This window comes from Streptomyces sp. NPDC040610 (genome assembly GCF_055594065.1).
On sequence record NZ_JBVIXA010000001.1, the window covers coordinates 246,472 to 261,570 of the forward strand.

The 15,099-nt window shown below is 68.7% G+C and carries 11 protein-coding genes; 5 read left to right on the top strand and 6 right to left on the bottom strand.

All coding sequences use genetic code 11. The features are described from left to right. Positions 1-88: 88 nt before the first annotated feature. Entirely contained in the window at positions 89-4,000 is a 3,912-nt protein-coding gene (locus ACZ6AA_RS01240; RefSeq protein WP_468450688.1) for a DNA-directed RNA polymerase subunit beta', read from the top strand. Between the two features lie 105 nt (positions 4,001-4,105). Further along, positions 4,106-4,648, top strand: a complete 543-nt coding sequence (locus ACZ6AA_RS01245; protein WP_468450690.1) for a DUF1707 and DUF4190 domain-containing protein — start codon at positions 4,106-4,108, stop codon at positions 4,646-4,648. A 40-nt stretch (positions 4,649-4,688) separates the two neighbouring features. On the opposite strand, the gene ACZ6AA_RS01250 is transcribed toward ACZ6AA_RS01245, so the two are convergent. The 6 genes from ACZ6AA_RS01250 to ACZ6AA_RS01275 form a co-directional block, all read right to left on the bottom strand. Beyond that, positions 4,689-5,528, bottom strand: coding sequence for a M48 family metalloprotease (locus tag ACZ6AA_RS01250; RefSeq protein WP_471455710.1), 840 nt, complete (start codon positions 5,526-5,528; stop codon positions 4,689-4,691). Between the two features lie 467 nt (positions 5,529-5,995). After that, a complete protein-coding gene (locus ACZ6AA_RS01255; protein WP_471455711.1) occupies positions 5,996-6,493 on the bottom strand; it encodes a Pycsar system effector family protein in 498 nt (165 codons plus the stop codon). Continuing rightward, positions 6,490-7,632 carry a PE-PGRS family protein gene (locus ACZ6AA_RS01260; protein WP_471455712.1) on the bottom strand — a complete coding sequence of 381 codons (1,143 nt, stop codon included), beginning with the start codon at positions 7,630-7,632 and terminating at the stop codon, positions 6,490-6,492. Before ACZ6AA_RS01260 ends, ACZ6AA_RS01255 begins: the two co-directional genes overlap by 4 nt. Before the next feature lie 4 nt (positions 7,633-7,636). Further along, on the bottom strand, positions 7,637-9,832 hold the full coding sequence (locus tag ACZ6AA_RS01265; RefSeq protein ID WP_468450698.1) for a hypothetical protein: 2,196 nt from the start codon (positions 9,830-9,832) through the stop codon (positions 7,637-7,639). Beyond that, positions 9,829-10,698 (bottom strand): hypothetical protein, encoded by an 870-nt coding sequence (locus tag ACZ6AA_RS01270; RefSeq protein WP_468450700.1) that lies wholly within the window; start codon positions 10,696-10,698, stop codon positions 9,829-9,831. The genes ACZ6AA_RS01265 and ACZ6AA_RS01270 overlap by 4 nt, the downstream gene beginning before the upstream one ends. A gap of 135 nt (positions 10,699-10,833) precedes the next feature. Further along, positions 10,834-11,544: a Crp/Fnr family transcriptional regulator gene (locus tag ACZ6AA_RS01275; RefSeq protein ID WP_468450702.1), complete on the bottom strand. Its 711-nt coding sequence runs from the start codon at positions 11,542-11,544 to the stop codon at positions 10,834-10,836. A gap of 480 nt (positions 11,545-12,024) precedes the next feature. On the opposite strand from ACZ6AA_RS01275, the gene rpsL reads away from it, so the two are divergent. The 3 genes from rpsL to fusA are packed head-to-tail and all read left to right on the top strand — an operon-like array spanning position 12,025 to position 15,035. After that, positions 12,025-12,396 (top strand): 30S ribosomal protein S12, encoded by a 372-nt coding sequence (gene rpsL / locus ACZ6AA_RS01280; protein ID WP_003948652.1) that lies wholly within the window; start codon positions 12,025-12,027, stop codon positions 12,394-12,396. Positions 12,397-12,398: 2 nt separating this feature from the next. Next, positions 12,399-12,869 (top strand): 30S ribosomal protein S7, encoded by a 471-nt coding sequence (gene rpsG, locus ACZ6AA_RS01285; protein WP_003974303.1) that lies wholly within the window; start codon positions 12,399-12,401, stop codon positions 12,867-12,869. Positions 12,870-12,908: 39 nt separating this feature from the next. Next, positions 12,909-15,035 carry an elongation factor G gene (gene fusA / locus ACZ6AA_RS01290; protein ID WP_468450704.1) on the top strand — a complete coding sequence of 709 codons (2,127 nt, stop codon included), beginning with the start codon at positions 12,909-12,911 and terminating at the stop codon, positions 15,033-15,035. The last annotated feature ends 64 nt before the right edge of the window (positions 15,036-15,099 follow it).

Below are 15,099 nucleotides of genomic sequence, written 5' to 3' on the forward strand. Positions count from 1 at the left end.
TCCGGCGGGCTCAAGCATGAGCCCGCCGGCCCCAGGACCCCCGTTTCAGACCCCTAAGACTTACAACCCTGAGAGGGATTGACGCATAGTGCTCGACGTCAACTTCTTCGATGAGCTCCGGATCGGTCTGGCCACCGCTGACGACATCCGTCAGTGGAGCCACGGCGAGGTCAAGAAGCCCGAGACCATCAACTACCGCACCCTCAAGCCCGAAAAGGACGGACTCTTCTGCGAGAAGATCTTCGGTCCGACCCGGGACTGGGAGTGCTACTGCGGCAAGTACAAGCGCGTCCGCTTCAAGGGCATCATCTGTGAGCGCTGCGGCGTCGAGGTCACTCGCGCCAAGGTGCGTCGTGAGCGGATGGGCCACATCGAGCTTGCCGCTCCCGTCACGCACATCTGGTACTTCAAGGGCGTCCCGTCGCGCCTCGGCTACCTCCTCGACCTCGCGCCGAAGGACCTCGAGAAGGTCATCTACTTCGCCGCGTACATGATCACGTTCGTGGACGAGGAGCGCCGCACCCGCGACCTGCCCTCCCTGGAGGCGCACGTCTCCGTGGAGCGCCAGCAGATCGAGAACCGCCGTGACGCGGACCTCGAGGCCCGTGCCAAGAAGCTCGAGACCGACCTGGCCGAGCTGGAGGCCGAGGGCGCCAAGGCCGACGTGCGCCGCAAGGTGCGCGAAGGTGCCGAGCGCGAGATGAAGCAGCTGCGCGACCGTGCGCAGCGCGAGATCGACCGTCTCGACGAGGTGTGGAACCGCTTCAAGAACCTCAAGGTCCAGGACCTCGAGGGCGACGAGCTGCTCTACCGCGAGCTGCGTGACCGCTTCGGCACGTACTTCGACGGCTCGATGGGTGCCGCGGCGCTGCAGAAGCGCCTGGAGTCCTTCGACCTCGACGAGGAGGCCGAGCGCCTCCGCGAGATCATCCGCACCGGCAAGGGCCAGAAGAAGACCCGTGCGCTCAAGCGCCTCAAGGTCGTCTCCGCGTTCCTGCAGACCAGCAACAGCCCCAAGGGCATGGTTCTGGACTGCGTGCCGGTCATCCCGCCGGACCTGCGTCCGATGGTGCAGCTGGACGGTGGCCGCTTCGCGACCTCCGACCTGAACGACCTGTACCGCCGTGTGATCAACCGCAACAACCGCCTGAAGCGCCTTCTCGACCTCGGTGCGCCCGAGATCATCGTGAACAACGAGAAGCGCATGCTCCAGGAGGCCGTCGACGCGCTGTTCGACAACGGCCGTCGTGGTCGCCCGGTCACCGGTCCCGGCAACCGCCCGCTGAAGTCCCTGAGCGACATGCTCAAGGGCAAGCAGGGCCGCTTCCGTCAGAACCTTCTCGGTAAGCGTGTGGACTACTCCGCGCGTTCCGTGATCGTCGTCGGCCCGCAGCTGAAGCTGCACCAGTGCGGTCTGCCCAAGGCCATGGCCCTGGAGCTCTTCAAGCCGTTCGTGATGAAGCGCCTGGTCGACCTGAACCACGCGCAGAACATCAAGAGCGCCAAGCGGATGGTCGAGCGCGGCCGCACGGTCGTGTACGACGTCCTGGAAGAGGTCATCGCCGAGCACCCGGTTCTCCTGAACCGTGCGCCGACGCTGCACCGCCTCGGCATCCAGGCCTTCGAGCCGCAGCTGGTCGAGGGCAAGGCCATCCAGATCCACCCGCTCGTCTGCACCGCGTTCAACGCGGACTTCGACGGTGACCAGATGGCCGTGCACCTGCCGCTCTCCGCGGAGGCGCAGGCCGAGGCCCGCATCCTGATGCTGTCCTCGAACAACATCCTCAAGCCCGCCGACGGCCGCCCCGTCACCATGCCCACCCAGGACATGGTGCTCGGCCTCTTCTTCCTCACCACGGACGAGGAGGAGCGCGAGGTCAAGGGCGAGGGTCGGTCCTTCGGCTCCACGGCCGAGGCGATCATGGCGTTCGACGCCAAGGAGCTCTCGCTCCAGGCGAAGGTCGACATCCGCTTCCCGGTGGGCACCTTCCCGCCCCGCGGCTGGACCCCGCCGGTCGACGAGGACGGCGACGACGCCCTCGGCGGCGTGTACCAGCAGGGCGACAGCTTCCGGCTGCGGACGACCCTGGGCCGCGCGCTCTTCAACGAGCTGCTGCCCGAGGACTACCCGTTCGTCGACTACTCGGTGGGCAAGAAGCAGCTCTCCGAGATCGTCAACGACCTGGCCGAGCGCTACCCCAAGGTCATCGTGGCGGCGACGCTCGACAACCTGAAGGCGGCGGGCTTCTACTGGGCGACCCGTTCCGGTGTCACCGTGGCCATCTCCGACGTCGTGGTCCCCGAGGCCAAGAAGGCGATCGTCGCGGGCTACGAGGCGCAGGACGAGAAGGTCCAGAAGCAGTACGAGCGCGGTCTGATCACCAAGGAAGAGCGCACGCAGGAGCTCATCGCGATCTGGACCAAGGCGACCAACGAGGTCGCCGAGGCGATGAACGCGAACTTCCCCAAGACCAACCCCATCTTCATGATGGTTGACTCGGGTGCCCGAGGAAACATGATGCAGATGCGGCAGATCGCCGGTATGCGTGGTCTGGTGTCGAACGCGAAGAACGAGACCATCCCGCGTCCGATCAAGGCGTCCTTCCGCGAGGGTCTCTCCGTGCTCGAGTACTTCATCTCGACGCACGGTGCCCGTAAGGGTCTTGCGGACACCGCCCTTCGTACCGCCGACTCCGGTTACCTCACCCGTCGTCTGGTCGACGTCTCCCAGGACGTCATCATTCGCGAGGAGGACTGTGGCACCGAGCGCGGTCTGAAGCTGAAGATCGCGGTCCGTGGCGAGGACGGCGTGCTCCGCAAGACGGAGAACGTCGAGACGTCCGTGTACGCCCGCATGCTGGCCGAGGACGTCGTCATCGACGGCAAGGTCATCGCGCCGGCCAACGTCGACCTCGGTGACGTGCTCATCGACGCCCTGGTCGCCAACGGCGTCGAGGAGGTCAAGACCCGCTCGGTCCTGACCTGTGAGTCCGCGGTCGGCACCTGCGCCTTCTGCTACGGCCGTTCGCTCGCCACCGGCAAGCTGGTCGACATCGGTGAGGCGGTCGGCATCATCGCCGCCCAGTCCATCGGTGAGCCCGGTACCCAGCTGACGATGCGTACCTTCCACACCGGTGGTGTGGCCGGTGACGACATCACCCAGGGTCTGCCCCGTGTCGTCGAGCTCTTCGAGGCTCGTACGCCGAAGGGTGTCGCCCCGATCTCCGAGGCCGCGGGCCGTGTCCGCATCGAGGAGACCGAGAAGACCAAGAAGCTCGTCGTCACCCCGGACGACGGCAGCGACGAGACGGCGTTCCCGATCTCGAAGCGTGCCCGTCTCCTGGTGGGCGAGGGCGACCACGTCGAGGTGGGCCAGAAGCTCACCGTGGGTGCCACCAACCCGCACGACGTGCTCCGGATCCTCGGCCAGCGCGCGGTCCAGGTCCACCTGGTCGGCGAAGTCCAGAAGGTCTACAACTCGCAGGGCGTGTCGATCCACGACAAGCACATCGAGATCATCATCCGGCAGATGCTGCGCCGCGTGACGATCATCGAGTCCGGCGACGCCGAGCTGCTGCCCGGCGAGCTCGTGGAGCGCTCGAAGTTCGAGACCGAGAACCGTCGTGTGGTCACCGAGGGCGGTCACCCCGCCTCCGGCCGTCCGCAGCTGATGGGTATCACCAAGGCCTCGCTGGCGACGGAGTCCTGGCTGTCGGCCGCCTCCTTCCAGGAGACGACCCGAGTCCTGACGGATGCGGCGATCAACGCCAAGTCCGACAGCCTCATCGGCCTCAAGGAGAACGTCATCATCGGTAAGCTCATCCCGGCCGGTACGGGTCTCTCCCGCTACCGCAACATCCGGGTCGAGCCGACCGAGGAGGCCAAGGCCGCGATGTACTCGGCCGTCGGCTACGACGACATCGACTACTCGCCCTTCGGGACGGGTTCGGGTCAGGCCGTGCCGCTGGAGGACTACGACTACGGTCCCTACAACCAGTAGGCGCGTACAGCACCATCCGCAGGGCGGTCACCCGACGAGGTCGGGTGGCCGCCCTGCGGCGCGTTGGCGCATCATGGAGTCAGACAACTTCCGGGGGAGGCGCGCGTGACGAATCCGTCGTGGCAGCCGGGGCCGTGGCCGCCGAAGCAGGGGCTGCCCGCGCAGATGGGTCAGCCGGGCCAGCCGTCGATGCTCGCCGGGCACTCCGACCGCGAGCGCGCGGTCGACGTGCTGCGCGCGGGGTTCGCCGAGGGGCGGCTCCAGCAGGACGAGTACGAGCGGCGGGTGGGCCGCGCCTATGAGGCCCGCACGGTGGGGGAGCTGGGCCTGCTGGTCGCCGACCTGCCGCAGGGCCCGACCGGGTTCCAGCAGCCCGTGGCGCAGCACGTGCCGGCCACCTTCATGCCCGTGGCACCGCCCACGAACGGCAAGGCCACGGCGGCGCTGGTCTGCGGCATCGGCACCTTCTTCACCGTCGGCCTGACCGCCGTGCCCGCGGTCATCCTGGGCCACATGGCCCGCTCGGAGATCCGCCACACCCGCGAGAGCGGCGACGGCATGGCGGTGGCGGGCCTGGTCCTGGGCTGGCTGGCCATCGCGGGGTGGACGCTGCTGTTGCTGCTGATCGTGTCGGCTTCTTCGGGCTGAGGTAGGGGCGGGCGTTCCGGGCGGATCGAGCCCGTTCGTGTCAGCGGGGCACCGTGAGGTGGCGTTCCAGGGCCCGCAGCCGCGTGTAGTGGTCGGGGTGGTTCGACAGCAGGAGGGCCAGCCTGCCGGGCCGAGGAACCCGGCGTCCCGTGGCGACGGGGTGAGCTCGCTCCGCTGCCTCCTGCGCCTCCATGTCGTGCAGGACTTCCGTCAGCATCGGTGCGAAGCCGAGTGCGGCGGCCTGCTGGTCGGCCCGCAGTTCGGCGCGACGCCCCAGGAAGGCGAGCAGATACGGTGCGGCCATCAGCGGAATGACCACGAACCACAGAGCGGCCGCGATCACCAGTAGGTAGCCCCCCAGGCAGAAGAGGACCATCCCCGTCGCCAGCAGGGAGACGCGGCGTGTGTGGGCGAGGACGACCCGGGTCACACGTCGGGCCAGGCTCCACACCAGGCGTCCCGGCAGTGAGTACCAGTGGCCCAGCAGCCCGGCCCACGCATGGCCGCCGATGTGGTGACCGAGCTCATGGGCGAGCACGGCGCCGAGCTTGCTGCTCGGCAGCCTGTTCAGGGAGTACGTCGTGACACCGACGACGTGGCCCGCGGCCGCCATGGCATTGAGGTCGTCGCTGTTCTCCACCATCAGCTCGTACGTGTGTGCCTCGATGCCCGCGCGGGCGGTGACCTCACGCCACACCGGTTCGAGGCGGGAACGCTCCTCCACCAGCGGTGTGCGCAGGCCGAGCACATGGCGGGCGAAGGCCAGCTCCGTGGGCCGATGGAAGACGAGGGCGCCCGAGGCCAGCCAGCCGAGAACGACCACCCAGCCGATGCTCCCCATGATCCCGAGGGCGAGCGACGCGACCAGGAGGAGGCTCACACAGAACCCTGGCAGGTGCACCACAAGACGACCCACGGCGGCCGCGTCGGCCCCCCGCTGGTGCGCCGCCACGTGGACGCGTGAGCCGAGGTGGCGGTAGTCGAGATCGTCGGCGGCTCGGGGCGCCGGGACGCCTCCTGCCCAGGGAGCGGCCTGAGAGGCGGGGGAGGGGGTGGGGGCAGGGGGAGGCGCAGGTGGTGAGGCGGGCGGTATGAGCTGCTGGCCCGTCGGAGGGTCGGGAGGGGCGGGACGTGAGGGCTCGGGGGAGAGCTCTGTGGGGTACTGCGGCTCCGGGTACTCGGGCTCCGGGTACCGCGGCTCCGCGTACTCGGACTCCGGGTACCACGGTTCCGGGTACCGCGGCTCCGGGTACGTGGGCTCGGGGTACGGCTCCGGGTGTTGTGGCTCCGGCGCAACGGGGTCGGGTGGCTGGGGCACGGGCAGAGGCTCCTTCGGTGGAGGCGTCGTCAGCCGAGCAGTAGGGACAAGGGGAGGAGCGTCACGCCCGCGCAGAACGAGATCAGTCCGACACGCATCCACTGGTGCTTGCGGGCGGCTATGCGGCTGGTCTCGGTGAGGGCGACCGTGAACCCGGCGGCGGTTCCGCGTTCCGTCTCGGAGAGCGCGGCCGCGAGTTGTTCCTGCCGGGCCGCCTGTTGGATGTCGCCGAAGTGAGCCAGAGGCTGGCCCGGAGCCCACGTTCCGTTGCGGTAGCGGGGCAGGACGGCAAGGAGCAGCGCGCACATAGAGAAGACAAGCGCCGATACCCCGGCCCACCAGGTGACGGCGGCACCCGTGGAGAGCCCACTGAGCCGTGAGTCGTGGCGGGCGAGCAGTCCGGTGAACAACCCGACGGTCGTTCCCAGCGCGGCCACCAGGACCGACGCCTTGCTGTCGGCCCGGGCGATCTCGGCCCGCACCTCGGTGAGCAGCCGTTCGGCGACCTGGCTGCCGGGTGCGGTCATACGCGCTCCGAACCGGGGTGGTCGGGCGGGGCCGGCGCGGGGACCTCGGCCTGAGGGGGTTCCGGAGAGGTCGCGGTGTGCTCGACAGGGACGGAAGGAGGGCTCGTGGGGGCGGAGGCGGGCTGCGCGTGCGTCTCCTGGGGTGCGGCCGCGGGCGGCAGCGCCTCCTGAGGCGGAGGTTCGGCCGGGGTGAGGCCCTGCTGGCGTATGAGCTCGTTGACGGCGTTGAGGACGAACTTGGCCGACTCTGTCCGCTGGTAGTCCTCCAGGCTGTCGCCGCTGATCAACTCCAGCTGGCCCTTGATGAGGGACAGTTGGTCCTCGCGGATGCCGTTCATGACCAGTCGGGTGTCCTCGGGGTGCGCGGCGAGGTGCACTGCCCAGGCGGCCACTCCCTTCTGCCGCAGCTGATAGTCGTAGAACTCGACCTTCTGAGCCAGCAACTCCTGAGCCTGCCGCTGGCGCAGCAACTCCAGCTTGTGGCTCTGATGTGCCTCCTGCACCTGGAACTGGTACTGAGGGGCGAGCATTTCGGTCTCGTAGCGCAGTGTCCGCTGGCGCTGCCGATGGGCGATCGCTTCGTCGTCGAGCCGCAACCGCACCGTGCAGGTCACCGCGAGGCCGCTGTCCGCAGCGAGCGTTCGGGCCTCCAGAGCCTGCTGCACCGCGGCTTCGGCCGCCGAGCTCTCCTCGATCGGGAAGCGGCGGCTGACCGGCCGGGCGAACTGGTGCAGTTCGCGGGTCAGCCGGGTGGGCACATCGCGCTCGCCACTCCGTACGTAGCCGATCGGATCGGTGACTCGCCAGGTCAGGTCGGCGGTGACACCGAACGCGAAGGCGTCGTCGTCGCTCGGCAACCGCAGGTCGAGCTGGAGCGAGTGATGGCCCGTGTCGACCTCGTACACGGAGACATAGCGCCCGGCCGCGGCGTTCGCGCGGGTGGGCCGGTGCGGAGGGATGAAGGCCTCGTACGCGCCTGCGGCGGTGGCGAAGACCAGGGCGTGGTCGATCGCGGTGACGGGTCTGCGGGTCGTGTAGTCGAAGCGGGAGATCGGACGCACGGTGAGGACCGGGTCGATCAATTTGCTGTGCCGGTCGGCCTGTTGCTGCCATTCCGGCTGACGGCGGGTGTCCGCCATGGGGTCAACTCCTTGAGGACGTGGGGAACGGTTCGGGATACGGGCCGCCGTGATGCGGGCTCGTATCGCGAAGAGCGGTCAGCAGGCGGTCGGCGATCTCGGGCCGTGGCCCACCGTCCTGGGGGCGCAAGGTGTGCAGCAGGTGGCTCAGCCGGTCGTGGTCGGTCGCCGTTCTGCTCAACGACGGCAGCAATCGGTGCAGGGCGTACTCCGCCTCGGGGCGCTGCTCGGCGACGTACACCCATGTACGCAGGGCGTCGAGTGCCTGGCGGGTGTGGGCGCGCTCGCCCAGCGCGGTACGCCACAGGGTGGCGAGATCCTGCGACCAGTCCTCGCTGTGCACGCCGGACTCCGCGTACCACTCGACGAGGCCGTCTTCCTCCGGGTTGTCGCAGGCACGTACGAACGCGGCCAGGGCGAGGGAGCGGACGGCGGGTGTGTCCAGGTACAGCAGTCGGACGAGTTCGGAGAGCATCTCGCCGCGGCTGCCGGCCGACAGCAGCAGTGCCGTCGATTCGATGAGGTTGTGACGCTCGGCCTCGCTGCTGTCGTCGGCGCGAGCCCGGGCCATGAGGGCGCCCAGGGCGGGTCCCGCCAGATCGGGGCGGAGCGGCGCGAGCAGCGCGAAGGCACGGATCGCCGTCCACCGACGGGCCCAGTGGGCGTCCGTGCACCACTGGGAGAGCAGGGGCACCACCACGGGAGCGCCACAGAGCTCGGCCAGGGTGAGGGTGTTCGCCGCCGTGACGCGTGGTCCGAAGGAACGGGAGACGGCCCACCCGTCGACGAGGAGAGCCATCGTCGAGGCCAGATCCGAGGCGGCGAGCAGCGCGGCGGCGGCGGCCGCACGTGTCCGGACCAGCGGCCGGCCGTCACGGGCCAGCTGCTTGAGCCAGCCGACCAGGGCGGGACGGGCCGACGGATGCCCCGTCCACACCTCCGTCAGGAGGGCCTTCGGAGTACGTCCTTCGGTGAAGCGCGCCATGTACTGCGGGACGCGGCCCCATTCCGTGTGTTCGTCACGCCATTCGCCGCTGGCGCGTGCGAGCTGGAGCCGGTCGTCCATGGCGGGCCCGAACACCGGGATCTGCGGCGGGACTTCGGGGTGCTGCAATCGCTGGAAGTGGACGAAGAGCTGGTCGGCCAGCTCCGCGGCGAGAACGTAGGGAGCCTGGTCGAACACCGCGAGGGAGATCAGGAATGCCTTGTCCCGCAGCGTCAGGGCTGGTTCGCTCAGCCAGGTCCGGCACTGCTTCTCGACCGTGGCTAGCCCGAAGTCCGCGAGGCGGCCGAGTGCCTGCTCGGATCCGTCGTACACCGCCAGCTGCGGGGCGAGGCCCGCCGCCTCGGCGGGGCGCTGGCGACCGTGATCGAGGAAGCTCTGTACGGGGCCGAGGGCGAGCAGCTCATCGATGTCCTCCTGAGTCCGGCCCAGGGCGAGGAGATGGGCGCGCAGCACGGACTCCGAGCGGGGCGTCTCCCATCGGCAGGGTGTGACACCGAGCAGGTGGGGAGAATTCTCGACGGTGATCACGAGATAGCCGTCAACGCCGATGAGCTGCTCGCGAGCCGCATAGACGTGCGCCTCGCGCAGCGGCTTGTTCCGGCTCAGGGGCATGTCGCTCAGCACATGGCCGCCCGGCTGCGTGAGCTGCCCGGCGAGGACCGAGGGGCCGGTCTCGGGTTGCAGGACGCGCACCGCCGGGACGCCGAGATGGTGCAGCAGCATCAGCGCGGCGGCCTTGCGGCCGGTGGCATGGGCACCCGCGACGACAAGGACACGTTCGTCGCGCAGGCGTCGGAGCGCGGCCTCGAAGGCGGGGCTCTTGGCATACGTGGCGGCGAGCTCGTCGAGTTCCCGGCGAGGGACCTCCCCGGAAAAGTGCGAGGGCCCGGTGGCCGTGCCGTGGTGGTGGATCTCGGTCTTGCCGCCCATGATCACGTCACGGCCGACGCTCCCGCCGGACACCCCGTGCTGGGCCCCGCCGACCAAGGAGCCGCCGAAGGAGGCCGCAGCGCCCAGGATGAAATCCGGTGCGTGCGCGACGAGCTCCCGCTGGGCCGCGCGAGCCTCCTGCGTCTGCTCCTCGGGTTCCTGGGGCTCCGCGGCAGGGCCGTCCCGGGGCGGTTCGGGTGAGATCGAGGGTGAGGGCTGGGGAGCGGGTGGCGTCGCGGCACCCTGCTGCGGGGCCGCGGTCACGCGGGCTCACCGTGCTCCGGTGCCGCGGGCCGCGCGGCAGGGCCGGAGGAGCCGCCCAGGTACACATCGCCGGAGACCTGGCCGCCGGAAACGACGTGCTGATCGCCGCCGACCAGGCTGCCGCCGAACGTGGGCGCACCCCCGTGGAAGTTGAAGACGGCTCCGACGCCAGGCGGCGGCTCCTCGGACGGTCGGCCCCGAGGGCTGTCGGGCTTCGGGGGTACCGGGGGCGGGGCAGGCTGCGCCTCGGGCGTCGGCCGGACTGTCGGGCTGCTCCCGCGACCGACGGCGCAGCCGGGCGGGGGCCCGTGCAGCCACGCGTCGATCGGCCCGTTCTTGCTGTCCACCGTCACGGGATGGAAGTCGCGAGCAGGGACACCGGCGTGGTCGTGCCGCACGATCCCGTTGTACACATCGGCTGACACGCACAGGACGAAGTCGTCGGCCCGTTCCCGCAGGGACGCGCGCAGGACCTCCGCGTCGAGCAGCCGACAGGCCTGGTTGAGGTCGGAGCCCACCCATCCGTCGAGATCGTCGATGGCCACGTAGCCCGTCGCGAGCACGGCTCTCAACCGGATCTGAGCTGAACTCGACGCCATGCGGTTCACCGCGCGCAGCCGCATCGGCATCTCTTGGAGCAGGGCGCGCAGCAGTGCGATCACCGACGCGGCGGCATCGACCAGCTCCATCACGGAGTCACCGCGGTCGGCCCGCAGGCGCAGCCTCTCGTGGATCCCGGCGTTGTCCAGCGTGCGGTCGGTGATGTCGTAGAGCATGCGGCGCAGGTAGGCCTGCTCGACGTCATCTCGGTCGCTGTACTTCTCGATGTCGAGCAGCAGAAGTGTGCGGCTCACGGGGTCGGTCATCGTCGCCCTTCCGTGGAGTGGGTGGCCGGCAAGCAGCCTGGCCGTGCCGGGGGCTCGGTCGTGAGGGCGGATGACGCACTCGGAGTGTGACCGTGTGCACAGTGCGACTCATGAGAGTCGAGTGATCGCCGAGAGTCACAGTCGTTCGGTGTGGGCGATGCGCCGCAGGACCTCCGGCTGGACGATCACCAGGGCGCGCCGCCCGGTGATGACCGCCTTCCGGTCGCGCAACTCCCTGAGCAGCCGCTGCACCATCTCCCGTGAGGCGCCGACCGACCCCGCGAGCTCCTGCTTGCTCAGCGGTACGGCGACCTCGATGCCCTCTTCCGTACGGCGTCCGTGGAGGCGGGCCAGGTCGAGCAGCAGGGTGGCGAAGCGTTCCCGGACGTTCATGGAGGCGTACTCGAGCCGACGCCGGTCGGCCGCGCGGGTGCGGTCGGAGGTGAGGCTGAGCAGGGCGAAGGAGGCTGCTGGGCGCTGGTCGAGGAACTCCTTGAAGCGCTCGCGTTCCACGGCGCGGGCGTGCACCGGCTCCAGGGCGGTCACGGTCGCGGAGCGGGTGCGTCCGGTGAGGGCGGCGGACTCGCCCACGATGTCCCCGGGGCCGCGCAGGGCGAGCAGGGCCACATAGCCGTTGGCGGCACAGGCCGTCACCTTGGTCCAGCCGCGCAGGATCAGCAGGACGTGGGACGACGGCTCGTGCTGGTGGATCAGCGGCGCCCGTACCGCGAAGGGCAGTACGCGCCCGAGCGCGAGCAGCGCGTCGCGGTCGTCCTGCTCCAGCCTGGCGAGGAACGGGACCTGGTCGTCCAGGCCCCCGTCGCCGGGCAAGTGGGTCGACGTCATCGGTCCCCCGTTGGTTTGCGGACCGATGAAGGTAGTGAAGGGGTCCGGTCATCGCCCCGGAACGGCCGAAAGCGGTGTTTCCTGGGCTGTGATCGGCTGAAAGACGCCGGATTCGACCGGCGGGCGGCGAGCCCTGGTGGTTTCCCCGGGGGCTCACCGAGGCCGGTACGGCGGGGTCGGGGGCGACGCGGGGCGGCGCTCACCGCGGCGGGCCGAAGAGGTGACACACCCGGCGTGTCCCGCTGGCCTGCATTTGTTTTGACCGCAGCCAATGAGGTAGGTACGCTCAGACCTTGTGCCTGGGGTGTGCCCGGGCTCGTGTGCGTGTCTTCAGCCGCACGGCGAGCTCGATACCGGCCGCCGCAATCTGCGCTCTCCCCGCCTTCAGCGGGGGTCTGCAGCATTCGACACACCCGACCGCGTGGGTCGGCGACGTTCCAGGTTAGCTTTACTATTCGGCACACAGAAACCGGAGAAGTAGTGCCTACGATCCAGCAGCTGGTCCGCAAGGGCCGGCAGGACAAGGTCGAGAAGAACAAGACGCCCGCACTCGAGGGTTCCCCTCAGCGTCGTGGCGTCTGCACGCGTGTGTTCACGACCACCCCGAAGAAGCCGAACTCGGCCCTGCGTAAGGTCGCGCGTGTGCGTCTGACCAGCGGGATCGAGGTCACTGCTTACATTCCGGGTGAGGGACACAACCTGCAGGAGCACTCCATCGTGCTCGTGCGCGGCGGCCGTGTGAAGGACCTGCCCGGTGTTCGCTACAAGATCATCCGGGGTTCCCTCGACACCCAGGGTGTCAAGAACCGCAAGCAGGCCCGCAGCCGCTACGGCGCCAAGAAGGAGAAGTAAGAATGCCTCGTAAGGGCCCCGCCCCGAAGCGCCCGGTCATCATCGACCCGGTCTACGGCTCTCCTCTGGTGACCTCCCTCATCAACAAGGTGCTGCTGAACGGCAAGCGCTCCACCGCCGAGCGCATCGTCTACGGCGCCATGGAGGGTCTGCGTGAGAAGACGGGCAACGACCCGGTCATCACGCTGAAGCGCGCGCTCGAGAACATCAAGCCGACCCTCGAGGTCAAGTCCCGCCGCGTCGGTGGCGCCACCTACCAGGTGCCGATCGAGGTCAAGCCCGGTCGCGCCAACACGCTGGCCCTGCGCTGGCTGGTGGGTTACTCCCGCGCCCGTCGCGAGAAGACCATGACCGAGCGTCTGCTCAACGAGCTCCTCGACGCCTCCAACGGCCTCGGTGCCGCTGTGAAGAAGCGCGAGGACACCCACAAGATGGCCGAGTCCAACAAGGCCTTCGCGCACTACCGCTGGTAGTCGCTACCCACATCGAGACCGAGAGAAGACTGAGCCGATATGGCTACCACTTCACTTGACCTGGCCAAGGTGCGCAACATCGGCATCATGGCTCACATCGACGCGGGCAAGACGACGACCACCGAGCGGATCCTGTTCTACACCGGTGTCTCGTACAAGATCGGTGAGGTCCACGACGGCGCCGCCACGATGGACTGGATGGAGCAGGAGCAGGAGCGTGGCATCACGATCACCTCTGCTGCCACCACCTGTCACTGGCCGCTGAACGACGTCGACCACACGATCAACATCATTGACACCCCCGGGCACGTCGACTTCACGGTCGAGGTGGAGCGTTCGCTCCGCGTGCTCGACGGTGCTGTCACGGTGTTCGACGGTGTCGCCGGCGTTGAGCCCCAGTCCGAGACCGTGTGGCGTCAGGCGGACCGCTACGGCGTCCCGCGCATCTGCTTCGTCAACAAGCTCGACCGCACGGGTGCCGAGTTCCACCGCTGCGTCGACATGATCGTCGACCGCCTCGGTGCGACCCCGATCGTCATGCAGCTGCCCATCGGCGCGGAGGCTGACTTCAAGGGCGTCGTCGACCTCGTCACGATGAAGGCCTTCGTCTGGTCCGCCGAGACCAAGATGGGCGAGGCCTACGACATCGTCGACATCCCGGAGACGCACACCGAGGCTGCCGAGGAGTACCGCGGCAAGCTGCTCGAGGCCGTCGCCGAGAACGACGAGCAGATGATGGAGCTGTACCTGGAGGGCCAGGAGCCCACCGAGGAGCAGCTGTACGCGGCCATCCGTCGCATCACCATCGCCTCCGGCAAGGGCGGGGACACCACGGTGACCCCGGTCTTCTGTGGCACCGCGTTCAAGAACAAGGGCGTCCAGCCCCTGCTCGACGCCGTCGTGCGCTACCTGCCCTCCCCCCTGGACGTCGAGGCCATCGAGGGCCACGACGTCAAGGACCCGGAGCAGGTCGTCAAGCGCAAGCCGTCCGACGACGAGCCGCTGTCGGCCCTCGCGTTCAAGATCGCGAGCGACCCGCACCTCGGCAAGCTCACCTTCGTCCGGATCTACTCCGGTCGCCTGGACTCCGGCACCGCGGTGCTGAACTCCGTCAAGGGCAAGAAGGAGCGCATCGGCAAGATCTACCGCATGCACGCGAACAAGCGTGAGGAGATCGAGTCGGTGGGCGCCGGTGACATCGTCGCCGTCATGGGTCTGAAGCAGACCACCACGGGCGAGACGCTCTGTGACGACAAGGCCCCGGTCATCCTGGAGTCCATGGACTTCCCGGCCCCGGTCATCCAGGTCGCCATCGAGCCGAAGTCCAAGGGTGACCAGGAGAAGCTGGGTGTCGCCATCCAGCGTCTCTCGGAGGAGGACCCCTCCTTCCAGGTTCACTCGGACGAGGAGACCGGCCAGACCATCATCGGTGGTATGGGCGAGCTTCACCTCGAGGTGCTCGTCGACCGCATGAAGCGCGAGTTCCGCGTCGAGGCGAACGTCGGCAAGCCGCAGGTCGCGTACCGCGAGACGATCCGTCGGGCCGTCGAGCGCGTGGACTACACCCACAAGAAGCAGACCGGTGGTACCGGTCAGTTCGCCAAGGTGCAGATCGCGATCGAGCCCATCGTCGACGGCGATGCCTCGTACGAGTTCGTGAACAAGGTCACCGGTGGCCGCATCCCCCGGGAGTACATCCCGTCGGTGGACGCGGGTGCGCAGGAGGCCATGCAGTTCGGCATCCTGGCGGGCTACGAGATGACGGGCGTCCGCGTCACGCTTCTCGACGGTGCCTACCACGAGGTCGACTCCTCCGAGCTCGCCTTCAAGATCGCCGGTTCGCAGGCCTTCAAGGAGGCCGCGCGGCAGGCCAAGCCCGTGCTGCTCGAGCCGATGATGGCCGTCGAGGTCACCACGCCCGAGGACTACATGGGTGACGTCATCGGCGACATCAACTCCCGCCGTGGCCAGATCCAGGCCATGGAGGAGCGCAGCGGCGCTCGCGTCGTGAAGGGCCTCGTGCCCCTCTCGGAGATGTTCGGCTACGTCGGAGACCTCCGCAGCAAGACGTCGGGTCGCGCAAGCTACTCAATGCAGTTCGACTCCTACGCCGAGGTTCCGCGGAACGTCGCCGAGGAGATCATCGCGAAGGCCAAGGGCGAGTAACTCACTCGAGTTCACGCTTTAGGCTTGACTCCGGAGTCTCTTGGGGCATTCCGCCGCAACAGCG